The organism is Pseudomonas sp. R3-56 (assembly GCF_051132075.1).
Lineage (GTDB): Bacteria > Pseudomonadota > Gammaproteobacteria > Pseudomonadales > Pseudomonadaceae > Aquipseudomonas.
On sequence record NZ_CP071657.1, the window covers coordinates 1065005 to 1087402 of the forward strand.

23 protein-coding genes, 1 pseudogene and 1 riboswitch are annotated in these 22398 nt (G+C 62.2%); of the genes and pseudogenes, 12 read left to right on the forward strand and 12 right to left on the reverse strand.

Annotated elements, in window-relative coordinates; genetic code table 11:
• Positions 1-8 precede the first annotated feature (8 nt).
• On the forward strand, positions 9-1034 hold the full coding sequence (gene hemH / locus J3P96_RS04955; protein ID WP_434655720.1) for a ferrochelatase: 1026 nt from the start codon (positions 9-11) through the stop codon (positions 1032-1034).
• A gap of 126 nt (positions 1035-1160) precedes the next feature.
• On the opposite strand, the gene J3P96_RS04960 is transcribed toward hemH, so the two are convergent.
• Entirely contained in the window at positions 1161-2435 is a 1275-nt protein-coding gene (locus tag J3P96_RS04960) for a uracil-xanthine permease family protein (protein WP_434655723.1), read from the reverse strand.
• Positions 2436-2437: 2 nt separating this feature from the next.
• On the reverse strand, positions 2438-3076 hold the full coding sequence (gene upp, locus J3P96_RS04965; protein ID WP_305498871.1) for a uracil phosphoribosyltransferase: 639 nt from the start codon (positions 3074-3076) through the stop codon (positions 2438-2440).
• A 163-nt stretch (positions 3077-3239) separates the two neighbouring features.
• On the opposite strand from upp, the gene J3P96_RS04970 reads away from it, so the two are divergent.
• Complete coding sequence (locus J3P96_RS04970; RefSeq protein WP_434571871.1) at positions 3240-3797, forward strand: hypoxanthine-guanine phosphoribosyltransferase; 558 nt, start codon at positions 3240-3242, stop codon at positions 3795-3797.
• A gap of 8 nt (positions 3798-3805) precedes the next feature.
• On the opposite strand, the gene dauA is transcribed toward J3P96_RS04970, so the two are convergent.
• Entirely contained in the window at positions 3806-5545 is a 1740-nt protein-coding gene (gene dauA, locus J3P96_RS04975; RefSeq protein WP_434655727.1) for a C4-dicarboxylic acid transporter DauA, read from the reverse strand.
• 296 nt (positions 5546-5841) lie between these two features.
• On the opposite strand from dauA, the gene J3P96_RS04980 reads away from it, so the two are divergent.
• Together J3P96_RS04980 and J3P96_RS04985 are read left to right on the forward strand one after the other, a co-directional pair.
• Positions 5842-6327: a hypothetical protein gene (locus tag J3P96_RS04980; RefSeq protein WP_434655730.1), complete on the forward strand. Its 486-nt coding sequence runs from the start codon at positions 5842-5844 to the stop codon at positions 6325-6327.
• A gap of 61 nt (positions 6328-6388) precedes the next feature.
• Entirely contained in the window at positions 6389-6676 is a 288-nt protein-coding gene (locus J3P96_RS04985; RefSeq protein ID WP_434628377.1) for a PA4642 family protein, read from the forward strand.
• Positions 6677-6787: 111 nt separating this feature from the next.
• Here the strand turns inward: J3P96_RS04985 and mqo are convergent, their stop codons facing one another.
• Together mqo and J3P96_RS04995 are read right to left on the reverse strand one after the other, a co-directional pair.
• Positions 6788-8296, reverse strand: coding sequence for a malate dehydrogenase (quinone) (gene mqo, locus J3P96_RS04990; RefSeq protein WP_434628379.1), 1509 nt, complete (start codon positions 8294-8296; stop codon positions 6788-6790).
• Positions 8297-9030: 734 nt separating this feature from the next.
• On the reverse strand, positions 9031-9264 hold the full coding sequence (locus J3P96_RS04995; RefSeq protein ID WP_305498881.1) for a hypothetical protein: 234 nt from the start codon (positions 9262-9264) through the stop codon (positions 9031-9033).
• Positions 9265-9470: 206 nt separating this feature from the next.
• Here J3P96_RS04995 and J3P96_RS05000 point away from each other — a divergent pair, with 206 nt between their 5' ends.
• Positions 9471-10055, forward strand: coding sequence for a YajG family lipoprotein (locus J3P96_RS05000; protein ID WP_305498883.1), 585 nt, complete (start codon positions 9471-9473; stop codon positions 10053-10055).
• 156 nt (positions 10056-10211) lie between these two features.
• Here the strand turns inward: J3P96_RS05000 and J3P96_RS05005 are convergent, their stop codons facing one another.
• A complete protein-coding gene (locus J3P96_RS05005) occupies positions 10212-10418 on the reverse strand; it encodes a hypothetical protein (RefSeq protein WP_047229420.1) in 207 nt (68 codons plus the stop codon).
• Between the two features lie 221 nt (positions 10419-10639).
• On the opposite strand from J3P96_RS05005, the gene J3P96_RS05010 reads away from it, so the two are divergent.
• A complete protein-coding gene (locus tag J3P96_RS05010) occupies positions 10640-10921 on the forward strand; it encodes a hypothetical protein (protein ID WP_434571881.1) in 282 nt (93 codons plus the stop codon).
• A 181-nt stretch (positions 10922-11102) separates the two neighbouring features.
• Here J3P96_RS05010 and J3P96_RS05015 read toward each other — a convergent pair whose 3' ends face one another.
• Complete coding sequence (locus J3P96_RS05015; protein ID WP_434655733.1) at positions 11103-12269, reverse strand: 1-acyl-sn-glycerol-3-phosphate acyltransferase; 1167 nt, start codon at positions 12267-12269, stop codon at positions 11103-11105.
• A 139-nt stretch (positions 12270-12408) separates the two neighbouring features.
• Between J3P96_RS05015 and J3P96_RS05020 the strand changes: the two genes are divergently transcribed.
• Genes J3P96_RS05020 through J3P96_RS05030 form a run of 3 tightly spaced genes read left to right on the forward strand, consistent with a single transcriptional unit; the run spans position 12409 to position 13522 of the window.
• Positions 12409-12591 carry a CPXCG motif-containing cysteine-rich protein gene (locus tag J3P96_RS05020; RefSeq protein ID WP_434558602.1) on the forward strand — a complete coding sequence of 61 codons (183 nt, stop codon included), beginning with the start codon at positions 12409-12411 and terminating at the stop codon, positions 12589-12591.
• Between the two features lie 10 nt (positions 12592-12601).
• Positions 12602-12862, forward strand: a complete 261-nt coding sequence (locus tag J3P96_RS05025) for a putative signal transducing protein (RefSeq protein WP_434655735.1) — start codon at positions 12602-12604, stop codon at positions 12860-12862.
• 36 nt (positions 12863-12898) lie between these two features.
• Positions 12899-13522: an SOS response-associated peptidase gene (locus J3P96_RS05030; protein ID WP_305498889.1), complete on the forward strand. Its 624-nt coding sequence runs from the start codon at positions 12899-12901 to the stop codon at positions 13520-13522.
• A gap of 131 nt (positions 13523-13653) precedes the next feature.
• Here J3P96_RS05030 and J3P96_RS05035 read toward each other — a convergent pair whose 3' ends face one another.
• Positions 13654-14496 carry a methyl-accepting chemotaxis protein gene (locus tag J3P96_RS05035; RefSeq protein WP_434658093.1) on the reverse strand — a complete coding sequence of 281 codons (843 nt, stop codon included), beginning with the start codon at positions 14494-14496 and terminating at the stop codon, positions 13654-13656.
• 63 nt (positions 14497-14559) lie between these two features.
• Positions 14560-15792, reverse strand: a pseudogene (locus J3P96_RS05040) (methyl-accepting chemotaxis protein); the annotation flags it as partial.
• 217 nt (positions 15793-16009) lie between these two features.
• Between J3P96_RS05040 and J3P96_RS05045 the strand changes: the two are divergent.
• Positions 16010-16825, forward strand: coding sequence for a M48 family metallopeptidase (locus tag J3P96_RS05045; RefSeq protein ID WP_434628390.1), 816 nt, complete (start codon positions 16010-16012; stop codon positions 16823-16825).
• A gap of 126 nt (positions 16826-16951) precedes the next feature.
• Here J3P96_RS05045 and J3P96_RS05050 read toward each other — a convergent pair whose 3' ends face one another.
• From J3P96_RS05050 to J3P96_RS05060, 3 genes are all read right to left on the reverse strand, one after another.
• The gene (locus tag J3P96_RS05050; RefSeq protein ID WP_305498893.1) at positions 16952-17536 is read right to left on the reverse strand and encodes a TMEM165/GDT1 family protein; all 585 of its coding nucleotides are present in this window, start codon (positions 17534-17536) and stop codon (positions 16952-16954) included.
• A 90-nt stretch (positions 17537-17626) separates the two neighbouring features.
• A riboswitch (yybP-ykoY riboswitch) is annotated at positions 17627-17749 on the reverse strand.
• Positions 17750-17799: 50 nt separating this feature from the next.
• Complete coding sequence (locus J3P96_RS05055; RefSeq protein ID WP_434571887.1) at positions 17800-18798, reverse strand: methyltransferase; 999 nt, start codon at positions 18796-18798, stop codon at positions 17800-17802.
• Positions 18799-18831: 33 nt separating this feature from the next.
• A complete protein-coding gene (locus J3P96_RS05060) occupies positions 18832-19797 on the reverse strand; it encodes a 2-hydroxyacid dehydrogenase (RefSeq protein ID WP_434655738.1) in 966 nt (321 codons plus the stop codon).
• Between the two features lie 128 nt (positions 19798-19925).
• On the opposite strand from J3P96_RS05060, the gene J3P96_RS05065 reads away from it, so the two are divergent.
• Together J3P96_RS05065 and J3P96_RS05070 are read left to right on the forward strand one after the other, a co-directional pair.
• Positions 19926-20555, forward strand: a complete 630-nt coding sequence (locus tag J3P96_RS05065) for a LysE family transporter (RefSeq protein WP_305498896.1) — start codon at positions 19926-19928, stop codon at positions 20553-20555.
• Positions 20556-20700: 145 nt separating this feature from the next.
• Complete coding sequence (locus J3P96_RS05070; RefSeq protein WP_434655740.1) at positions 20701-22383, forward strand: fatty acid--CoA ligase; 1683 nt, start codon at positions 20701-20703, stop codon at positions 22381-22383.
• Positions 22384-22398 lie beyond the last annotated feature (15 nt).

Consider the following 22398-nt stretch of genomic DNA (forward strand, 5'->3'; position numbering starts at 1 on the left):
GACGTTGCATGACCGATCACGCGTTGCTTCTGGTGAATCTGGGTTCGCCTGCCTCCACCTCGGTGGCCGATGTACGCCGCTACCTCAACCAATTTCTGATGGACCCCTACGTCATCGACCTGCCATGGCCGGTGCGGCGGCTACTGGTGTCGCTGATCCTGATCAAGCGCCCCGAACAATCGGCCCACGCCTATGCCTCGATCTGGTGGGAAGAGGGCTCGCCACTGGTGGTCCTCAGTCGCCGCCTGCAACAGGCCATGAAAGCGCAATGGACCCAAGGCCCGGTGGAGCTGGCGATGCGTTATGGCGAGCCATCGATCGAATCGACCCTGGTGCGCCTGGCAAGCCAGGGGCACACGAAAGTCACCCTGGCGCCGCTGTATCCGCAGTTCGCCGACAGTACCGTGACCACGGTCATCGAAGAAGCCAAGCGGGTCGTGCGCGAGAAAAAGCTCAAGGTGCAGTTCTCGATTCTCCAGCCCTTCTATGACCAGCCGGAATATATCGATGCCCTGGTTGCCAGCGCCAAGCCGTACCTGATGCAGGATTACGATCATCTGTTGCTGAGTTTCCATGGCCTGCCGGAACGGCACCTGACCAAGCTCGACCCTACGGGCTATCACTGCTTCAAGGACGCCGATTGCTGCCGGAACGCGCCGCCGGAAGTCATGGCCACGTGTTACCGCGCCCAGTGTATTCGTACCGCCGAGCTGTTCGCCCGGCAGATGGGGCTGGCGGATGGCAAATGGTCGGTGTCGTTTCAGTCGCGATTGGGACGGGCCAAGTGGATCGAACCGTATACCGAGGCGCGCCTGGACGAGCTGGCCAAAAACGGCGTGAAAAAAGTATTGGTGATGTGCCCGGCATTCGTTGCCGATTGCATCGAGACGCTGGAAGAAATCGGCGACCGCGGGCGCGAGCAGTTTCGCGAAGCGGGAGGGGAGGAGTTGGTACTGGTGCCGTGTCTCAATGACGATCCGCAGTGGGCGAAGGTGTTGAGCACCCTTTGCGAGCGGGCGCCGCTGGCTTTGTAGATTTCAGCGGCCCCTTCGCGAGCAGGCTCGCTCCCACAAGGAAAGCGTGTGCTCACAACGTTTGTGTTCACAACATCCCCTGTGGGAGCGAGCCTGCTCGCGAAGCTTCTGACTGACGACGAAAACTCAGATCAGCGGCTCATCCGCCTTCTTCTGCTTCCAGCCATCGTTGCCCGGCAAGATCAGGTTCAACGCGATCGCCACCACGGCGCACAGCGCGATGCCCTTGAGGCCGAAGTCGTCCGGGCCGGTACCGGTGCCGACCAGTACGCCGCCGATGCCGAACACCAGCGTCACCGAAACGATCACCAGGTTGCGTGCTTCGCCCAGGTCGATCTTGTGGCGGATCAGCGTATTCATGCCCACCGCCGCGATCGAACCGAACAACAGGCACAGGATCCCGCCCATCACCGGCACCGGAATGCTTTGCAGCAGTGCGCCGAACTTGCCGATGAACGCCAGGCTGATGGCGAAGATCGAGGCCCAGGTCATGATCTTCGGGTTGTAGTTCTTGGTCAGCATCACCGCGCCAGTCACTTCGGCATAGGTGGTGTTGGGCGGGCCACCGAACAGGCCGGCTGCGGTGGTGGCGATACCGTCACCGAACAGCGTGCGGTGCAGGCCGGGTTTTTTCAGGTAGTCGCGACCGGTCACGCTACCCACGGCAATTACCCCGCCGATGTGTTCGATCGCTGGCGCCAGGGCTACGGGCACGATGAACAGGATCGCTTGCCAGTTGAACTCCGGCGCGGTGAAGGCCGGCAGGGCGAACCAGGGGGCGGCGGCGATTTTCGCGGTGTCGACGACGCCGAAGAAAAAGGCCATGGCAAAACCCACCAATACGCCGGAGATGATCGGCACCAGGCGGAAAATGCCTTTGCCGAACACGGCGACGATCAGAGTAGTGAGCAACGCCGGCATCGAGATCAGCATCGCCGTCTGATAGTGAATCAGCTCGGTGCCGTCGCCGGCCTTGCCCATCGCCATGTTGGCGGCGATTGGCGCCATCGCCAGGCCGATGGAAATAATCACCGGGCCGATCACCACCGGTGGCAGCAGCCGGTCAATGAAGCCGGTGCCCTTGATCTTCACCGCCAGGCCCAGGAACGTATAGACGAAACCGGCCGCCATCACGCCGCCCATGGTCGCCGCCAGGCCGAACTGGCCTTTGGCAAGAATGATCGGCGTGATGAAGGCAAAGCTCGACGCCAGGAACACCGGCACCTGACGCCCGGTAACGATCTGGAACATGATCGTCCCCAGGCCCGCGGTGAACAGCGCCACGTTCGGGTCCAGGCCGGTGATCAGCGGCATCAGCACCAGCGCGCCGAAGGCGACGAACAGCATCTGCGCGCCGGAGAGCACCTGACGCCAGAGCGGATCGTTGAATTCGTCCTGCATGCTCAGGCGTCCTTCTGCTTGGTGCCGAAGATTTTGTCGCCGGCATCGCCCAGGCCCGGGATGATGTAGCCGTGCTCGTTGAGTTTCTGGTCAATGGAGGCGGTGTAGATGGTCACGTCGGGGTGGGCATCTTCCACGGCCTTGATGCCTTCGGGCGCGGCGACCAGGACCATGGCGCGGATGTCCCGGCAACCGGCTTTTTTCAGCAGGTCGATGGTGGCAACCATGGAGCTGCCGGTCGCGAGCATCGGGTCGATGATCATCGCCAGGCGCTCGTCGATCTCCGGCACCAGTTTTTCCAGGTAGGTATGGGCCTGCAGGGTTTCCTCGTTGCGGGCCACGCCGACGGCGCTGACCTTGGCACCCGGAATCAGGCTCAGGACGCCTTCGAGCATGCCGATACCGGCTCGCAGGATCGGCACCACGGTAATCTTCTTGCCGGCGATTTTTTCCACCTGCACCGTGCCCGCCCAACCGGCGATCTCGTAGGATTCCAGCGGCAGGTCCTTGGTGGCTTCGTAGGTGAGCAGGGCACCGACTTCCTGGGCGAGCTCGCGGAAGTTCTTCGTGCTGATGTCGGCGCGGCGCATCAGGCCGAGTTTATGTCTGATCAGCGGGTGGCGGATCTCGAGGATGGGCATGGGGAAGGCTCCGGCGGCGGGCAAAAAAACCGGCCTAGATTAATCTATCCGAGGGTGTTGTCCTATAGACAATACAGAACGTTAGTCCACAAACGCTTGATCTGGCCGGGCGGGATGCGTACCTTTGCCCGCTTTTCCGCAAACGCCACCCTTGGAGAGCGCCATGTCCGCTGATCTCGAGCATATCCGTCAAGTCATGCGAGAGGCTGACTGCCTGTACACCGAAGCTGAAGTCGAAGCGGCCATTGCCCGTGTCGGTGCGCAAATCAACGATCAGTTGGCTGACCGCAACCCGGTGGTGTTCTGCGTGATGAACGGCGGGCTGATTTTCTCCGGCAAGCTGCTGACCTGCCTGAACTTCCCGTTGGAAGCTTCCTACCTGCACGCCACCCGCTATCGCAACGAAACCAGCGGCGGCGACCTGTTCTGGAAAGCCAAGCCGGAAGTCTCGTTCATCGACCGCGACGTGCTGATCATCGACGATATCCTCGATGAAGGTCACACCTTGGGCGCGATCATCGACTTCTGCAAACACGCTGGCGCCCGTGCCGTACATACCGCCGTGCTGATCGACAAGGACCACGACCGCAAGGCCCGTCCCGACCTGAAGGCCGACTTCGTCGGGCTGCCGTGCATCGATCGCTACATCTTTGGCTACGGCATGGACTACAAAGGCTACTGGCGTAACGCCAATGGTATTTTTGCCGTCAAGGGAATGTAACCACACAATCAAACCAGTCTTGAGGACGCTGCGCTCGCGGCCAACCAACGCTCACTTTTGCTCCGCGCCTGTTCCAGCGTCTGCACATACGCCAACTGCCGCTGCTGGCGATGGACCCCGGCGCGGCGCAATTTCAGGCGTACCCTCGGTGCGGTCGCGACCAGGATCAGGCCGATGCCCTGCTTTCGATAGTCCCTGAGGATATTTTCCAGCGCGGCCAGGGCCGTCATGTCCAGCATCGGCACGGCGCTCATGTCCACGACCACCACCCGGACACCCGGGTCGAACCGGCGTAATACATCCAGGGCCTTCTCCGCCGCACCGAAGAACAGCGGCCCGCGAATGGCGTAGCAGCGAATATGCTCGGGCATGTCCAGCAAGGCCTGGTGGGCATGGCGTGGCAGTTCAGCGCTGTCGGTCAGTTCGCTCATGCGCTTGATGAACAGCCCGGCGGCCAACAACAGGCCGACGGCGACGGCCAGGACCATGTCGAACAGCACCGTCAGGCCCAGGCAGGTCAGCAGCACCAGCACGTCGCTGCGCGGGGCGATGCGCAGGGTATGCAGCACATGCCCGGCCTCGCTCATGTTCCAGGCGACCATCACCAGCAACGCCGCCAGTGCCGCCATCGGCAAATAACTGAACAGCGGCGCGAGCAACACAATCGCCACCAGCACCACCAGGCTGTGAATGATTGCCGCCAGGGGCGATGACGCGCCGCTGCGCACGTTGGTTGCGCTGCGGGCAATTGCGGCAGTGGCGGTGATGCCGCCGAACAACGGCGCCACGAGGTTGCCCAGGCCTTGGCCGATCAATTCGGCGTTGGGGTCGTGCCTGCTCCCGGTCATGCCATCCGCCACCACGGCGCAGAGCAATGACTCGATGGCGCCGAGCATGGCGATGGCGAAGGCCGGGCCCAGTAATTGGCGGAACAGGTCATAGGAAAGTATCAACGCACCGCCCTGGCCATTCGGCAGGTTCCAGGGCCAGTCGAAGCTCGGCAGGAAAGGCGGGATGCCGGGGTAGACCATGCCGTCGACGACGTAGCTGAAGCGTTCGCCCAGCGTTGCGACCGGCAGCCCGGCGCGCTCGATGGCCAGCCCCAGCAACGCGCCGATCAGCAGCGCGACCAGATGGCCCGGGACGCGTGGCACCCAGCGCGGCCAGGCAATCAATACGGCCAGGCATGCCGCGCCGATAATGGCATCGCCAAGCCGTGCGCCGGGCAGCGCCACGATCAATTCGCCGAGCTGTTCGATGTAATGCGTGGCCTGGCCCGCAGTGTTCAGGCCCAACAGGTCCTTCAATTGCAGCGTCGCGATCACCACGCCGATCCCGGCGGTGAAACCGAGGATCACCGGATAAGGGATGAACTGGATCAAGCGCCCGGCGCGCATCAGCCCCAGCGCAATCAGGATCAGGCCGGCAAGCATTGTGCACAGCAGCAGGCCGCCCAGGCCGTATTGCTGGGTGATGGGGAGCAGGATGACAACGAATGCGGCCGTCGGCCCGCTCACGTTGAATCGCGAGCCGCCGGTCAGGGCAATCAAGGGGGCGGCCACCAGCACGGTGTAAAGACCGTGTTGTGGCGGCACGCCAACGGCGATTGCCAGGGCCATGGCCAGGGGGATGGCGATGATGCCGACCGTAAGCCCGGCTACGAGGTCACCGCGCAGGCGCTCAAGGGTGTAACCGGCACGCCAGGCTTGGCGCCAGGCGGCGAACAGCGGTGGGGCGGAGAAGGCCATGATGCTCCTCGCATAGACTGGACAATAAACCCGTGGCGAGGGAGCTTGCTCCCGCTGGGCTGCGCAGCAGACCCAAGATGGGCCATTGAAATCTTTCAGACGGAGTGCGCTAGCCGATTTACGACGGCTGCGCCGCCGAGCGGGAGCAAGCTCCCTCGCCACAACGGCATATGCCAGCGGGCCGACACCGATGGCCTCACGGAGTATGCCGCGCCGCAAGCCCCGCTGTATTGACCCGGGTCGCATATTTTTTCAAGGAGTGCTAGCGTGCCCAGCCATGCCTTCCGGAGCCTGTCATGAGTGTATCGATCCGCCGCTGTGCCGCTCTGCTGCTGATCTGCGGCCTGCCATTGCTGGCGGTGGCCGCGCCGATGCACAGCCAGTTCCTGCCCCCCGATGACCTGGTGGCGCGTCAGGAACAGCCCGAACAGCAGCAGTTGCTGCAAGTCACCGAGTATTCGGTGGTACTGGGCAACCAGCGCCCATCCAACCAGCAGCCGATCCCGGTCACTTCGCCGCTGATGGTGCGGCTCAAGGGCAAGCCCCTGAACAAGGGAGCCACCATCAACCAGGTGATCCTCAATTTTGATGGCGAAAGCAAAAGCCTGAAGAAACCGGTATTCGATGAGGCGAGCAAGACCCTGACGCTGTCTTATCCACAGGCCCAGTACCGGGTGGTGATCGATCTGTTGCGCAACGACACGGTCTACGTGCAGTTCCTCAGCTACGCCAACGGCCATATCTGGGCCGACCTGCACACTGGCGCCGCACGCCCGCGTTGAGCCCCGAGGCCCGCCGGGGGTAAACTGCCCGCCCCGTGAACTGTGCGAGCTGGAGCCGGCAATGCGTAAAGACAAGAAACAAGTGATTGGTGACGAGATTGGCGACGAACAGATCAAGCTGTTCCTCAATTTCGAGCCCGTCGATGCCACTTCGCCGTCGCTGCACAAACTGATCAAGGCCTACCGTGGGCTGCGTGTCGACGATTTCGAGCGCTTCCTGGGTTTTTTCGTCGAGGCGGGTTACGACCTGAATGGCAAGGACGAACAGGGTAACGATTTCGTTGCGTTGATCCATGATCAGCGCAATGCAGAGGAATATATTGAGTTGATCAAGAAAGCTCGCGGTTGATTGATTAGGCCTGCTGCGCAGGCCAGCGGGAGCAAGCTCCCTCGCCACGAAAAGCTGCAAAAAAAACGCCCCGCTCTCATGGAGAACGGGGCGTTTTTTTATCCGGGCGAATCAAGCGTAGCTTTGGGTTTCGCTGCTTGCTTCAACCAGTTCCAGCGCGATGTTGTTCTGCGCGTTGACCTTGCGATACAGCGCCGCATCGGTTTCCAGCACCTTCTCCCGGGCCGGGAAGATTTCCGCGAGCTTGGCGGCCCACTCTCCCTTGGCTTTTTCCGGGAAGCAGCGCTCGATCAGTTCGAGCATGATCGACACGGTGACCGAAGCGCCTGGTGAAGCGCCGAGCAGGGCGGCGAGAGTGCCGTCCTTGGCCGCCACCAGTTCGGTACCGAATTGCAGGATGCCGCCTTTCTTCGGATCTTTCTTGATGATCTGCACGCGCTGGCCAGCCACTTCCAGGCGCCAGTCCTCGGCTTTCGCCTCGGGGTAGAAGCGCCGCAGGGATTCCAGGCGCTGCTCCATGGACTGCATCACTTCGCTGATCAGGTACCTGGTCAGGTCCATGTTGTCCCGGGCCACGGCCAGCATCGGGCCGATGTTGCCGGCGCGTACCGACAGCGGCAGGTCCATCAGCGAGCCGTGCTTGAGGAACTTGGTGGTGAAGCCGGCGTATGGCCCGAACAGCAGGGATTTCTTGCCATCGACCACGCGGGTATCGAGGTGCGGCACCGACATCGGCGGCGAGCCCACCGCGGCCTGGCTGTAGACCTTGGCCTGGTGATGCTTGACCACTTCCGGGTTGTCGCAACGCAGCCACTGGCCGCTGACCGGGAAACCGCCGAAGCCCTTGCTTTCTTCAATGCCCGAAGCTTGCAGCAGCGGCAACGCGGCGCCGCCGGCACCGAGGAAGACGAATTTGGCGTCGACTTCACGGGTGCTGCCGGAATTGACGTCCTTGATGCTCACGGTCCAGCCATCGCCCTTGCGCTTGAGGCCGGTGACGCGCTTGCAATATTTGATCTGGGTGTCCGGCGCGCTGCCCAGGTGCTTGAGCAACTGGTTGGTCAGGGCGCCGAAGTTGACGTCGGTACCGTTCATGACGCGGGTCGCGGCGATGACTTCGTCAGCCGGGCGGCCTGGCATCATCAGCGGCATCCACTCGGCCATCTGGTCGCGGTCTTCGGTATATTCCATGTCGGCGAACGCATGGTGCTGGCGCATCAGTTCGAAGCGCTTCCTGAGGAATTCAACGCCTTTCTCGCCTTGCACGAAGCTCAGGTGCGGCACCGGGGCGATGAAGGATTTCGACGAGCCGAACGTGCCTTTTTTGGTCAGGTACGTCCAGAACTGCTTCGACACCTCGAACTGGGTGTTGATGTGCACGGCTTTCTTGATGTCGACACTGCCATCGGCGGCCTGGGGTGTGTAGTTCAGCTCACACAGCCCGGCGTGGCCGGTACCGGCGTTGTTCCAGGGATTGGAACTCTCCGCGGCACCCGAATCCATCAGCTCGACGACTTCCAGCGAAATCGCCGGGTCGAGCTCCTTGAGCAGCACGGCCAGGGTGGCACTCATGATGCCGGCCCCTACCAGAACTACGTCGACTGCTTCGTTATGCGCCATTTAACGCGTCTCCAAAATCTGCAGCACCAAATTGTCGGCATAGCGGCCAGGAAGCGGGGCAGGTCAGTTGCGCCCCAGGTATCCATGGCCAGGATCGCCATGTCCGAATCTTCGCAATTTTTCGCAACACTGCGGATGCATGCAGCCTGGCCTCAAGAGTCCCATGAACTCATTTAAGCGCCGGGCGGGCAATTCGACTTATGGCCGAGACATCCGTTCGTGCAACCAAATCCGTAGCGGACAGGCTTCAGGCGCCGGTTCTTGAGCGATATCCGGTCCTGTCTCGTTGGGCTGTTCCAGACGCCAATGGTGCTTGTTCAGACGCAAAACTCTTCATTTGCTCGCCACACTCTTGTGAAGTTGTGAAAACCCGTTTTTTCACGCTCTTTTGAAGACGTGAACCTCAAAAAGGGCTGTCCCAGCCTGGCACCGCGCCCGATCTGGATGCCCCTCATGTAATACATGACAGGCAAAACGGGCAGACAGCTCAGTGACCGAGCGTAATGACAGCTCTGCAGATTCGCGAAAAGCAGTGATTTGCCAGGGAAACAGCAAGCGCGCCAGCTTCACTCGATCTGTGTGGGCGGCTCTCTGTGGGCGGTGCGGGGTGCCAATACAAGCGCATCAGCGGCGTTGCGGGGCCCGATCAGGAGACGTCCTTATAATCGGGGGGAGATTGTAGCGAAGAAACGCGCGGAAATGGTCGTGTTTTATGACTTTTATTAGCCTTGCGGTCAGACGGCCAACAACTGGCGGCTGCGTGCACGAGCGCGGGGCGCTTGTACCAGGGCGCTGGCGGGCAACGGCTGATGCAGCCAATTGAGACGGATCTCTTCGATTTCGACCCAGCCATCGCCCATGGGCTGCAGGCTGCATTGCTTGAATGCCTGGCAACGACCACTGCGGTCGAGCAGGGCGAAGCAGCGGTGATGCGGGCGCGGGGTAAACAGGGAGATGAGAAAACGCATGGTCGGATACCGTGTCCGGGGAACTTGGGACCAGTCTGACAGCCCGGCATGACACCCCGGTGTAAGGACAATGACAACACGGTGACAGGAACCGGCCACCGCGGCCCCTGTCAGACATTTCAGTATTCATGCGGCGACGCTAGTTCGCCGCGATGGCGCACCGCTATACTGCCGGCCTGTTTGTGCCCGATTCTGGAGAGAAGAGCATGTTGCAACGCCTGTTGTTCGGTTTGATCGCCGTGACCAGTCTGACCCTTGTCGGCTGTGCCCACAGCCCGCAACAACTTAACCCGGAACCCAAGCTCAACGCCCAGCTGGCGCCGGTGGGTCGCGGCCAGCCGGTGGTGGTGCGGGTCGTAGACGGCCGCCCGTCGCCAACCCTCGGCACGCGTGGTGGTCTGTACCCTGAAACCAGCGTGATCACGGTGCAGGGCGCACAGGTCCTGCCAAAGTTGCAGGCCCAGGCTGAAGCGGCCGTGCGTCTGCTGGGCTTCACCCCGACGCAGAACGCAATGAACGCCCCGCAACTGACCGTGACCCTGGCCGAACTGAAATACCAGTCGCCCAAGGAAGGCATGTACGTGACCGAAGCCACCATCGGCGCGACGTTCCGTTCCGACGTGCAGAACGCCAACCGCCGCTACAGCGGTCGTTACGGTGCGTCGCTGGATCAACGCTTCGGCATGGCGCCCAACCAGGACACCAACACCAAGCTGGTCAGCGACGTGTTGAGCGATGCCCTGACCCGTCTGTTCAAGGACCCGACCATTGGTCAGGTGTTGGCGGAGTAAGCAGCAAGTCTGATATCCCTGTGGGAGCGAGCTTGTGTGGGAGCGGGCTTGCTCGCGAAGGCGGTGGATCAGTTGCATAAATGTCGACTGGCACAACGCATTCGCGAGCAAGCCCGCTCCCACAGTCGCTCCCACAGGGTTTTTTATGGGCGTGATTCACGCAGCCTGGGAATAGAGCTCCAGCACGCTGATCCCGGTCAGCAGGTCTGTCTCCGGGAGGTCCGCATGTTGATGGCCGCCGAGGGCGCAGTACACCAGCCAATGACGATCCTGGACATTGAAGGACAGACTGCCGACAAGGTTCTGTTGTTCATCGCTCGGGCTGATCAGGTAGAGACGATCCTGGTTTTCGGCGTGCAGCATGACGGATTCCGTACGGTTTTGGAGGGCGACAGGGTGGCCTATCCATATGACGAAACCGTGACGCTAGGAATTAGAAAGTTGTATCGCCACTAAAGCATTCAGTATTGAGCGGGATCGTTACCGGTCGGAAAAAGCCGCGCAAGGCGACTGGCTTTCGGTAGAATCCGCGCCCTGTTCGTAAGCTCCGGGCGCAGCGCGTCCGTTTTCGCTTGAGGTTTGTGATGTCGTTGCAACTGTTCTCGCTGTTCGCTGCCCACCCCGCCAAACTGATCAACCTGCTCGCGCTGCTGTTTGCCTGTCCGGGTGGCTGGGTGCTGCACGCGACGCGACGCCGCGAACTGCGCGCGCGGGCCTGTCTTGCGGAACGCAGCAGCGAAGGCAATGAACGATTCGAAGCGCTGCTGGACCTGGCGACGCAACGCATGAACCGGTTTTTCTACCGTTTCGGCTTCGCTTGCCTGGGGTTGGCGCTGCTGATGTCGTGGATCAGCACGCAGTTCTGACAAAAAACAATCGGTCGCGGCTTTTGTGGCGAGGGGATTTATCCCCGTTGGGCTGCGCAGCGGCCCCCAGCCAGACAACCCGGTGTACCAGTACGATCGGGGTCGTTGCTTTTGGGGCTGCTGCGCAGCCCAGCGGGGATAAATCCCCTCGCCACAGGTCACTCGCGCTCAGGGCTGTCGCTTAAAGCGCCAGCCCCGCCCTGACCCGATACTGGTTACGCACCGGTGTCGCGTATTGCAGCACCAGAAACGGTCGGTGTTTCTCCGGGCAGGCTTCCAGCCGGCGCTGCCATTCTTCTTCAGCCTTGGCCAGTTCTTCGGCACCGAACACCTCGGCCGCCGTCGGAACCTGCAACTGCGGGTCGGCATCGGCCCATTGCGCGTAGGCCAGGTAATGCACCGGGAACAGGCGATAGCCGCCGAGTATCTGCCGGTCCATCTCCATGGCCAGTTGTTTGGTGTCCTCGAACAGTTCGGTGATCGGCGCGGCAAAGTTCACGTGGACCCGGCCCTTGTAACCGGTGATGCCTTTGGCAATGCTGACGTCGTCCTCGCCCGGCGCCTTCGTGTACGTGCCGGTGGTGGCGCGGATGTACAGCTCGCGGGCCTTGGCCTGGTCGCACGGGTCATATTCGTAGCTGATCGACACCGGCGTCAGGTTCAACGAGCGGATGACCTCGCCGAACGGCTCGTCCTTGCGGCTCATGTGGAACATCTTCAGGATCGCCGACTCGGTCCGGTCATCACCGTCCTTCGCCCGGCCCTCGGCCTGGGCAATCCAGATCGAGGCGCAATCGTTGCGGATCGAGTGGTTGATGTAGGCCGACAGCAACTGGTACGCCGCCATTTTTTCCCGGCGTCCGGCGATGGAGCGGTGCACGATGAAGCTCTTGTTCAGGCGCATCAGGTCGCTGACGAAGGGCTTTTGCAGCAGGTTGTCGCCAATCGCGATGCGCGGCGTCGGCAGGCCGGCGTGGTACACGGCATAGTTGACGAAGGCCGGGTCCATCACGATGTCGCGGTGATTGGCGATGAACAGGTAGGCATTGCCGGACTTGAATTGCTCGACCCCGGTGTAGGTCACGCCATCGGTGGCACGCTCGATGGTGTGGTCGACGTAGAACTCGACTTTGTCCTGCAACGTGGCAACGGAGGTCACACCGGCGAACTCTCGACGCAACTTCTGCGCTATAAGAGGTTTGAGCATCCAGCCGAAAGCGCCGGCCAGGCGCGGGAAGCGGAAGTGGGTGAGGATATCTAGAAACGCCTTGTCGCTGAGCAGCCGTGCCAGCACCGCTGGGACTTCGCTGTCGTTGTAAGGTCGGATGGCATCGAATTCGCCCATCATGCTCTCTTGTTGGAAACGGCTAGGGTAAGTAAAGGTTCGATCGAAAAACCGACGGGGCACGACCTGAAAGATAGTCCAGGCAAAAATAGCCCTGCAAATAGACCGGCGATTATACGCACAAGTCACTTGGGAGACCGCGATGCTGGAAGCTGCTCATTATGAATGTCCGTATTGTGGGGAAGAGGTGGAGTCTTCCGTGGATTTGTCCGGCGGCGACCAGACCTACATCGAAGACTGCCAGGTCTGTTGCCGACCGATTACTTTCGTCCTGCAGGTCCACGAAGACGAATGGCACCTTGAGGTCTTCAGCGAAAACGAATGATGGGGCGGCCATGCAGCGAATCTACGAGCTGGAAAACCTGATGGAAGGCGAATTGCTTCAGGGCATGCTCGCCAGCGAAGGCATCACGGCGCATCTGGTGGGCCGCGATCTGGTGGGCGGCGCGGGTGAGCTGCCGATGTACGGCCTGCTGGGGCTGGCGGTGGAGGACGAGCAGGCGCAATACGCCCGGGACCTGATCGCCGCCTACAATGCTGCAATGCCGGTGCCGGGCGATGAGCCTGACAGTTACCCCGGTACGCTGGTCTGTTAGGCTGGCGGCCGTTTGATACAAGAGTCGTGTTGCCCCATGTGTGGACGTTATGCCCTGTTTCGCTGGAACCCCGCTTTCGCGGCCTTGCCCGGCTTCCCCGCCGACCAGAAGGCCCAATGGAATATCTCGCCCAATGACTCGGTCCTGATGCTGCGCGCCGGCGCCGATGGCCAGCGCGAACTGGCACGGGCGCGTTGGGGCCTGACGCCGCCGTGGCTGACCGATCTGTCCCGCACCCCGGCGCACGCCCGCGCCGAAACCGTGGCCGAGCAACCGATGTTCCGCGAAGCCCTGCGTTTGCGTCGTTGCCTGCTGCCCGCCAATGGTTTTTACGAGTGGCGCGGCGGTACGCGCAAGCGCCCGTACTGGCTGACGCCGGGGGAGGGCTCATCGCTGTTCTTTGCGGCGATCTGGGAAGCGTACCCGGTGCAGGAACAGGTGTGGCTGAGCACGGCGGTCATCACCCAGCCGGCGGCCGGCCAGCGCCGACCGTTGATTCTGGATGAAGAGGGCCAGCGCCTGTGGCTCGACCCCGAGACGCCCTTGCATGCCTTGCAAGGGTTGCTGGCGAGCGAGCCAGGGCAGCTGCGCGAGCGGGTGCTGGCGAACATGGTCAACGACCCGAAACTCAATGGGCCGGAATGTCTGACCCCGGCCTGAGTTCTTTGGCGACAGCATTGGCCTCTTCGCGAGCAGGCTCGCTCCCACAGGGAATAGCAAGTCACCCAAAATGCTGTGGCGACCCGTATCTATTTTGTGGGAGCGAGCTTGCTCGCGATGGCGGCGTTGGATCAAACCCTGAACTGATTGATCAACCGCCGTTGCTGCTCCGCCAGCCTGGTCAGCCCGGCACTGGCCGCGCTGGACTCGTCGGCGCCGCTTGCCACTTCGTTTGCCACCTGGCCGATGTTGATCACGTTACGGTTGATGTCATCGGCCACCGCGCTTTGTTCCTCGGCAGCGCTGGCGATCTGGGTGTTCATGTCGCTGATCACCGACACGGCCTGGGTAATCGTCTCCAGGGCCTGAGCCGCTTTTGCCGCGTGTTGCACACTTTCATCGGTACGCTGCCGGCTGTCTTCCATTACCCGTACCACGTCCCGCGTACCCTGCTGCAGCTGCTGAATCATCGACTGGATTTCTTCGGTGGCCTGCTGGGTCTTCTGCGCCAGGTTACGCACTTCATCGGCGACCACGGCAAAACCGCGACCCTGCTCACCGGCCCGTGCAGCCTCGATGGCCGCGTTGAGCGCCAGCAGGTTGGTCTGTTCGGCGATCCCGCGGATGGCGGTGAGAATCGCGTTGATGTTTTCGCTGTCCTTGGCCAACGTCTGCACCACGCCCACGGCCTTGCCAATCTCCACGGCAAGGGCTCCGATGGAACTGGAAGTGTCGCGCACGATTTGCATGCCCTGGCTGGCGGCCTGGTCGGCGTGGCTGGCGGCTTGGGCTGCCTGGCTCGCATTCCGCGCCACGTCCTGGGCAGTGGCGGTCATTTCGTGTACGGCGGTGGCAACCTGATCGATTTCCGACATCTGCTTGTGCACGCCCTGGTTGGTGCGGATCGCGATGTCGGCGGTGTGCTCCGACGAATCGCTGACGCTCTGCACCGAGGTCACTACCTGAGTGATCATCCCCTGCAATTTGCTTAGAAACGTGTTGAAGCCCTTGGCGATGGCCCCCAATTCATCGGCGCGGTCGCTGGTCAGCCGGCGCGTCAGGTCGCCTTCGCCCTGGGCAATGTCGTCGAGCATCGCCACCATTTGCTTGAGCGGCCGGGCGATACCGTGGCCCACCAGCCAGATCACCAGCAGGCCGATCGCGGCAATCGCCAGGCCGACCATGGCCATGCCGAAGATGTCGGTTTCGCGCTGATCGTCGAGGTCTTTCTGCAAGGCTTGCAGATCCGCCATCACGGCATTCAGCGGCAACTGCAACATCAACGTCCAGCGCGCCTCGGTCTGGCCGATGCCAAAAGGCATGTACACCTCGATGTGGCCGTGTTCTTCGTCGATGTCGTAACGCACTTCACCGATGCCGAGCCGGGTCAGGTTGTCCAGTTCGTTGGCGTCCAGCAGGTCGCTGGCTTTTTCGCCGAGCTTGCCTGGGTCCTTGGTGAAGGCCACCAGCCGGTTGTTGCTGGCGAGCAGGGCCATTTCCCCGGCGCCGTCGTACAGCTTGGCATCGGCGGCGACGAGCATGTCCTGGATGAAGTTCACCGACAGGTCGGCACCGACGATGCCCTGGAACTTGCCATCGATCAGGATCGGCTCGATGAACGAGGCGAGCATGGTCATGGTGTCGCCGACGCGGTACGGCGCGGGATCGATCACGCAGGCTTTTTTGCTGTCCTGAGAGCACAGGTAATATTCACTGGCACGAATACCGGTGGACAGCAGTTTCTGGTCCGTCACGTCGGCGAGTTTTTCCAGGCCCAGGGTGCCGTCCTGATTGCGAAACCACCACGGCAGGAAGCGCCCGTTGGTTTCCATGCCCAGCACCTGGCTGTCTACATAGCGGGCGTCGTCGTGGTCGATGGCGTTCGGTTCCCAGGCGATGTAGGCACCGAGAATCTTCGGATTGCGCACCACGGTTTCACGCAGCAGGCTGATCATCTGCTCGCGCGGGATCTGCAGTTGCGGGTTGCCGTCCGTTCCGTTCATGCCCATCAAGGCGTTGCTGGTGGCAAGCCCACGAGCGAGCAGCAGCGGCGCTTCGAGTTCGCGCTGGATCAGGCTGGCCTGGGTGCGGGCCAGCGCACTGAGGCGTTGCTCGATGAGTTGCTCGAACTGCGCCTTGGTCCGCTGTTGCACCATGTCCTGGGTGCGGGCGCCGGCGAATAATGCGTACAACACCAGGGCGCCGACCACGCTGAGCACGATGGCACCAGCCAGGGCGGCAACGGAAAACTGGATCGATCTGAATTTCATAAAGGCTCCGGACGCGGAAGTGACGTCTGGACTTTTTATCGGCGTTTCTCGGGCCCGGCATGAGGCGCTGTTCGTCGGATGACTGTTTTGGCTAGACCGGTGTCGCAATCGGGCCAAGGGGGACTTGTCCGAAAATCGGTAATCCCTCGCTTCGTATCTGGCGCCGATACCAATCAGGGCCTAGGATACGCCCACGATTCCATGGAGCTTTTTTTGTATGAACAAGACTTTGATGGTGAGCGCTCTGGGCGCGGCTCTGCTGCTCGCCGGTTGCCAATCGGTCAATACCACCAGCGGCGGAGCCGTGGGGGTGGAACGCAAGCAGTACATGTTCAGCATGCTGTCGACCGCTGAGGTCAACCAGATGTATGCGCAGTCCTATCAGAAGACGTTGGGTGAGGCGAGCTCCCAAGGTGCCCTGGACAAGACCAGCAGCGATGCCAAGCGCCTCCAGGTCATTGCCGACCGCCTGATTGCCCAGGCGCCAGTGTTCCGCCCGGATTCGGCGCAGTGGAACTGGGAAGTGAACCTGATCAAGAGTGATGAGCTCAACGCCAACTGCGGTCCTGGCGGCAAGATCATGTTCTATAGCGGCCTGATCGATCAGTTGAAGCTGACCGACGCTGAGATCGCCGCGATCATGGGCCATGAAATCGCCCACGCCTTGCGCGAGCACGGCCGTGAAGCGATGTCCAAGGCCTATGGCATCGAAATGGCCAAGCAGGGCGCCGGTGCCATATTCGGCCTGGGCCAGGACAGCCTGGCGCTGGCCGACACCGTGGCCAACTACGGCATGACCTTGCCCAACAGCCGTGGCAACGAGAACGAAGCCGACCTGATCGGCCTCGAGCTGGCCGCCCGGGCCGGCTACGACCCGAACGCGGCGATCACCCTGTGGAACAAGATGGCCAAGGCTTCGGAAGGGGCACCACCGGAATTCATGAGCACCCACCCCTCGTCGACGAGCCGGATCGCCTCGTTGCAGGCGGCGATTCCGAAGGTGATGCCGCTTTACCAGCAGGCCAGGAAGTAATCATCGTCATGCGGTGAAACTGTTTTTGTGGCGAGGGAGCTTGCTCCCGCTGGGCTGCGAAGCGGCCCCAAAATATTGCGGTCGCTGCGCAACCGAGCGGGAGCAAGCTCCCTCGCCACAACAGCATCAAACCCACCCACTACTCTGCATCGCCTTGTACACCGCGACGATCGCCAGGATGAAAAACGCCGAGGCGGCCAGGCGGCGGATGAGGGCGAGCGGCAGTTTCTCGGCGGCGAAATTGCCCGCCAGTACCACCGGCACGTTAGCGATCAACATACCCACGGTGGTGCCGATGATCACCAGCCACAACTCCGGGTACTGCGCGGCAAGCATCACCGTGGCGATCTGGGTCTTGTCACCGATTTCCGCCAGGAAAAACGCGATCAGCGTGGTCAGGAAAGGTCCGAACCTGCGAGCCGTATTGGCTTCCTCGTCGTCCAGCTTGTCCGGCACCAGGGTCCACAGCGCGGTGGCGGCAAAGCTCGCCGCGAGGATCCAGTGCAACACCGAGTCGGAGAAGAACCCGCTGACCCAGGCACCTACCGCGCCGGCCGCCGCATGGTTGGCCAGGGTTGCGGCGACGATGCCGGCAATGATCGGCCAGGGTTTGCGAAAGCGTGCGGCGAGGATGAGCGCGAGCAATTGCGTCTTGTCGCCGATTTCGGCCAGCGCAACGATGGCGGTGGGTACCAGGAAAGAGTCCAGCATCAGGTGATTCCTAAGAGGGGCGGGTCGACACGGCTATGACACGTACAGCCTTCCCGCCCCGGGTAAGGTGTGCGTGTCATAGGTCTTGTCAAACCCAGCGACCATCTGCGTGGACGCTTGGGCCGCATACGCCATGGTCTGCTGACCAAGTATGTTGACGTATGCCGGGCGAGCATGGCGCTCGCGGGAGACTACTCCCCTAGGACGGAGCGGATTCTGCCTAGGCAAATCCGTTTGGGCAAGCGCTGTTTTTCAATAACGCCTTAGCCGCGCTTGGCTCGGTAGATGCGAAAACCCTGGCCTTCGGCCTTGATCGTGCACGTGCCCAGATGCTCCTCGATCAGCGGCTGGTACTTGAGGAAACTGTTCGCGACCAAGCGCAGTTCGCCGCCGTTTTTCAGATGTTTGGCCGCTTTTCGCAGCAGGTTTTCCGTGGCGTGATAATCGGTGTGCACGCCGACATGGAACGGCGGATTGCTCAGGATTGCGTTCAGGCCCATGGGCGCGGCATCGATTCCATCACCGGTCAACACTTCGGCTTCGAGCCCGTTGGCGGCCAGGGTCAGGCGGCTGCTGGCGGCGGCAAAGGCGTCCACGTCCAGCAGGGTCACGGTATTGTGCGGGTAGCGGCGCTTGACCGCCGCGCCCAGTACACCGGCACCACAACCGAAATCCAGCAGATGGCCGCTCGGCAGCTTGTCCAGGTGCTCCAGCAGCAACGCGCTGCCGCGATCCAGCCGACCATGGCTGAACACTCCCGGCAGGCTGATCACTTTCAACGGGCCTTCGGCCAGGGGCAGCTCGTAGGTTTGCGCCAGGCTTTCCAGCGGCTTGGCCTGCGGGGCGTTGGCGACGGTGACTTGCCACAGTTGGCAATGCCGCGCGCTGTCGAGCTTGCGTGGCTTGCCGAACGGGTTGAGCTGCTTGGAAGCACCTTCGATGCCGCTGCGCTTTTCCCCCACCAGGTACACCTCGCGACCGGCCAGGCGCGCGGCCACGGCGTTAAGAATGTAGTCGGTCAGGTCCTTGGCCTTGGGCAGGAACACCACGGCCGTTTCGAATTCCCGCTCGGGTACGTTCACGCCAAAGTGGCTACGTTGCGCAAAGCGCGCATCCAGCGCGGCCTGGTCGCCGGCATGCCAGCACCAGCCATGGGCCTCGGGCAAACGGCCGAGCAGATCGTCGGCGGGCAGGCCGGCCAGCAGGACCGGGCCCTGGAACAATTCGGGCTGACGAAGCAGTACTTCACTGCGCGGATCCATGGTCTGCTCCTTGTAAAAAAGTGCGGCAGTTTATCAACTGACGACCCGGCGCGCTGTACCGCTGAAAAAGCCTTGGGCGTTTTCCGTCAGTTGGCCGACGATCCGCTGCCGCGCCTCGCGGCTGCCCCAGGCGTTGTGCGGGGTGATGATCAGTCGCGGAATGTCGCCGGCCAGCAAGGGATTGCCTTGGGTCGGCGGCTCCACGCTCAGCACGTCGCTGGCCGCGCCGCCCAGGTGACCGCTGCGCAAGGCGTCGGCCAGGGCTTGTTCGTCAATCAGGCCGCCACGGGCGGTGTTGACCACGAACGTGCCGGGCTTGAGCAGCGCCAGTTCGCGCGCGCCGATGAAGTGGCGGGTATGCTCGTTGAGCGGGCAGTGCAGGGTCAGGGCATCGACCTGCGGTAACAGCTCATCCAGCGGCAAGCGATCCGGCCGTGCCGGACGCCCGGGAATCTGCCCCAGCAGCACACGCATGCCAAAGGCTTGCGCCAGCCGGGCGACGGCGCCGCCCAGTTCGCCATGGCCGAGCAGACCCAGGGTCTTGCCTTGCAGCTCGACAATCGGATAGTCCAGCAGGCAGAACTGCGAAGCCTGTTGCCAGCGACCTTCAGCCACGGCTTTCTGGTAGTCGGCGAGGCGCGTCGCCAGGTTCAGCAACAGCATGATCGTGTGCTGGGCCACCGACGGCGTGCCGTAGCCCTGGCAATTGCACACGGTGATGCCGTGGTGGCGGGCAGCGGCGAGGTCGACGTTATTGGTGCCGGTAGCGCTGATCAGGATCAGCTTCAGTTCGGGGCTGGCGGCCATGGCTGCCGCGTCGATCACTACCTTGTTGGTGATCGCCACCGTCGCCCCCTTGAGTCGCTCGGTCACCTCGTCCTGGCGGGTCCCGGCGAACAATTGCAGTTCGCCGAAGCAATCGCGCAACGGGCCCAGGTCCAGGTCGCCGAGGTCCAGGGAAGGGTGGTCGAGAAAAACGGCGCGGGCGGTGTTCGTCATCAGCTGTACCTGTCATGTAAAGAACCGAAGGCGTAATGTGGCGAGCCTATCAGATGAATCGTAGCGAGGGAGCAAGCTCCCTGGCCCACGGGATTTCATTCACCAAGAGATGTCGCAAGGAGCCCACCATGTACCTCACCGAATTCCTCACCGTCGCCCTGATCCACCTGCTGGCGGTCGCCAGCCCCGGTCCGGACTTTGCCGTGGTGGTGCGCGAAAGCGTGACCCATGGCCGACGTGCCGGGACCTGGACGGCGCTGGGCGTAGGCACGGCGATTTTCCTGCATGTGGGGTATTCGTTGCTGGGCATCGGCCTGATCGTGTCCCAATCGATCGTGCTGTTCAACGCGCTGAAGTGGGCCGCCGCCGCGTACCTGCTGTACATCGGCTTCAAGGCCCTGCGCGCGCAACCGGCCAAGGCTTCCGGAGAAAACCTGCACAAGGAGGCTGGCGAGCGTACCGCTCGCGGTGCGTTCACCGCAGGCTTTGTCACTAATGGCCTGAACCCCAAGGCAACGCTGTTCTTCCTGTCGCTGTTCACCGTGGTGATCAATCCCCATACGCCGCTGGCGATCCAGGCCGGCTACGGCGTGTACCTGGCGATCGCCACGGCGGCGTGGTTCTGCATGGTGGCGATGCTGTTCAGCCAGGCGCGGGTGCGTGCCGGTTTCGCCCGCATGGGCCACTGGTTCGACCGGACCATGGGCGCCGTGCTGGTGGCCATTGGCGTGAAACTGGCCTTCACCGAGGCGCACTGACCGCGCCTGAACATGTCCCTGAGATGGCTCAAGGCTAGTATTTGCGGGCGGATCAAATCATTCCTTCGGCTGATTTGATCCGCGGGCAGGCACTTTAGAGTGCTTACCTTCCAGCCAAGACCGTGCAGTCAGAAAAGGGACCCTTATGTTGCAGACTCGCGTTATCCCTCCAGCCGAAGGCGCCTACCAATACCCGTTGCTGATCAAACGGCTACTGATGTCCGGTGCCCGTTACGAGAAAACCCGCGAGATCGTCTACCGCGACCAGTTGCGCTACAGCTATCCGACGCTGATCGAGCGCGTCGCGCGGCTGGCCAACGTGCTGACCGAGGCCGGAGTGAAGGCCGGTGACACCGTTGCCGTGATGGACTGGGACAGCCATCGCTACCTGGAATGCATGTTCGCGATCCCGATGATCGGCGCGGTGATCCACACCATCAATGTGCGCCTGTCACCGGAGCAGATCCTCTACACCATGAACCACGCCGAGGACCGCTTCGTGCTGGTCAACAGCGAGTTCGTCGGCCTCTACCAGGCGATCGCCGGCCAGCTGACCATGGTAAAGAAGACGCTGCTGCTGACCGACCTGGCGGACAAGACCGCCGACCTGCCGGACCTCGTGGGCGAGTACGAGCAACTGCTGGCCGCCGCCAGCCCGACTCATGATTTCCAGGATTTCGACGAGAACTCCGTCGCCACCACGTTCTACACCACCGGCACCACGGGCAATCCCAAGGGCGTGTACTTCACCCATCGGCAACTGGTGCTGCACACCCTGGGCGTGTCGACCATCATGGGCTCCATCGACAGCGTGCGGCTGTTGGGTACCAACGATGTGTACATGCCGATCACGCCGATGTTTCACGTACATGCCTGGGGCCTGCCGTACGTGGCGACCATGCTCGGGCTCAAGCAGGTCTACCCCGGGCGTTACGATCCAGAGTTCCTGGTCGAGCTGTGGCGCAAGGAAAAGGTCACCTTTTCCCATTGCGTGCCGACCATCCTGCAGATGGTCCTCAACGCCAAGGGCGCCCAGCAAACCGATTTCGGCGGCTGGAAAATCGTCATTGGCGGCAGCGCCCTCAACCGTAGCCTGTACGAGGCGGCCAAGGCCAAGGGCATCCAGCTCACCGCCGCCTACGGCATGTCCGAAACCGGGCCGCTGGTATCCTGCGCGCACCTCAACGACGAGCTGATGGCCGGCGGTGAAGACGAACGCATCACCTACCGGATCAAGGCCGGCGTGCCGGGGCCGCTGGTGGAAGCAGCGATCGTCGACGGCGAGGGCTGTTTCCTGCCCGCGGACGGCGAGACCCAGGGCGAACTGGTGCTGCGCGCGCCGTGGCTCACCGAAGGTTATTTCAACGAACCGCAGAAAGGCGCCGAGCTCTGGAAGGGCGGCTGGCTGCACACCGGCGACGTCGCCACGCTCGACGGCATGGGCTTCATCGATATCCGCGACCGGATCAAGGACGTGATCAAGACCGGCGGCGAATGGATCTCGTCCCTGGACCTGGAAGACCTCATCAGCCGTCATGCGGCGGTACGCGAAGTAGCAGTGGTCGGCATCCCCGATCCGCAGTGGGGCGAGCGCCCGTTCGCCTTGCTGGTCATTCGCGAAGGGCACCAGCTCGGGGCTCGCGAGCTCAAGGAACACCTCAAGCCATTTGTCGAGCTGGGGCACCTGAGCAAGTGGGCGATCCCGAGCCAGATCGCCCTTGTTACGGAAATTCCCAAGACCAGCGTTGGCAAGCTCGACAAGAAGCGCATCCGCGTCGACATCAGCGAATGGCAGAGCAACAACAGCACCTTCCTCTCGACGCTCTGAGCGTACCCGCCGTGC

What these genes read in the sequence shown, in the direction of transcription:
- hemH (WP_434655720.1), top strand. Translation starts at nt 9, where the DNA reads ATGACCGATCACGCGTTGCTTCTGGTGAATCTGGGTTCGCCTGCCTCC.
- J3P96_RS04960 (WP_434655723.1), bottom strand. Translation starts at nt 2,435, where the DNA reads ATGCAGGACGAATTCAACGATCCGCTCTGGCGTCAGGTGCTCTCCGGC.
- upp (WP_305498871.1), bottom strand. Translation starts at nt 3,076, where the DNA reads ATGCCCATCCTCGAGATCCGCCACCCGCTGATCAGACATAAACTCGGC.
- J3P96_RS04970 (WP_434571871.1), top strand. Translation starts at nt 3,240, where the DNA reads ATGTCCGCTGATCTCGAGCATATCCGTCAAGTCATGCGAGAGGCTGAC.
- dauA (WP_434655727.1), bottom strand. Translation starts at nt 5,545, where the DNA reads ATGGCCTTCTCCGCCCCACCGCTGTTCGCCGCCTGGCGCCAAGCCTGG.
- J3P96_RS04980 (WP_434655730.1), top strand. Translation starts at nt 5,842, where the DNA reads ATGAGTGTATCGATCCGCCGCTGTGCCGCTCTGCTGCTGATCTGCGGC.
- J3P96_RS04985 (WP_434628377.1), top strand. Translation starts at nt 6,389, where the DNA reads ATGCGTAAAGACAAGAAACAAGTGATTGGTGACGAGATTGGCGACGAA.
- mqo (WP_434628379.1), bottom strand. Translation starts at nt 8,296, where the DNA reads ATGGCGCATAACGAAGCAGTCGACGTAGTTCTGGTAGGGGCCGGCATC.
- J3P96_RS04995 (WP_305498881.1), bottom strand. Translation starts at nt 9,264, where the DNA reads ATGCGTTTTCTCATCTCCCTGTTTACCCCGCGCCCGCATCACCGCTGC.
- J3P96_RS05000 (WP_305498883.1), top strand. Translation starts at nt 9,471, where the DNA reads ATGTTGCAACGCCTGTTGTTCGGTTTGATCGCCGTGACCAGTCTGACC.
- J3P96_RS05005 (WP_047229420.1), bottom strand. Translation starts at nt 10,418, where the DNA reads ATGCTGCACGCCGAAAACCAGGATCGTCTCTACCTGATCAGCCCGAGC.
- J3P96_RS05010 (WP_434571881.1), top strand. Translation starts at nt 10,640, where the DNA reads ATGTCGTTGCAACTGTTCTCGCTGTTCGCTGCCCACCCCGCCAAACTG.
- J3P96_RS05015 (WP_434655733.1), bottom strand. Translation starts at nt 12,269, where the DNA reads ATGATGGGCGAATTCGATGCCATCCGACCTTACAACGACAGCGAAGTC.
- J3P96_RS05020 (WP_434558602.1), top strand. Translation starts at nt 12,409, where the DNA reads ATGCTGGAAGCTGCTCATTATGAATGTCCGTATTGTGGGGAAGAGGTG.
- J3P96_RS05025 (WP_434655735.1), top strand. Translation starts at nt 12,602, where the DNA reads ATGCAGCGAATCTACGAGCTGGAAAACCTGATGGAAGGCGAATTGCTT.
- J3P96_RS05030 (WP_305498889.1), top strand. Translation starts at nt 12,899, where the DNA reads ATGTGTGGACGTTATGCCCTGTTTCGCTGGAACCCCGCTTTCGCGGCC.
- J3P96_RS05035 (WP_434658093.1), bottom strand. Translation starts at nt 14,496, where the DNA reads ATGATCACTCAGGTAGTGACCTCGGTGCAGAGCGTCAGCGATTCGTCG.
- J3P96_RS05045 (WP_434628390.1), top strand. Translation starts at nt 16,010, where the DNA reads ATGAACAAGACTTTGATGGTGAGCGCTCTGGGCGCGGCTCTGCTGCTC.
- J3P96_RS05050 (WP_305498893.1), bottom strand. Translation starts at nt 17,536, where the DNA reads ATGCTGGACTCTTTCCTGGTACCCACCGCCATCGTTGCGCTGGCCGAA.
- J3P96_RS05055 (WP_434571887.1), bottom strand. Translation starts at nt 18,798, where the DNA reads ATGGATCCGCGCAGTGAAGTACTGCTTCGTCAGCCCGAATTGTTCCAG.
- J3P96_RS05060 (WP_434655738.1), bottom strand. Translation starts at nt 19,797, where the DNA reads ATGACGAACACCGCCCGCGCCGTTTTTCTCGACCACCCTTCCCTGGAC.
- J3P96_RS05065 (WP_305498896.1), top strand. Translation starts at nt 19,926, where the DNA reads ATGTACCTCACCGAATTCCTCACCGTCGCCCTGATCCACCTGCTGGCG.
- J3P96_RS05070 (WP_434655740.1), top strand. Translation starts at nt 20,701, where the DNA reads ATGTTGCAGACTCGCGTTATCCCTCCAGCCGAAGGCGCCTACCAATAC.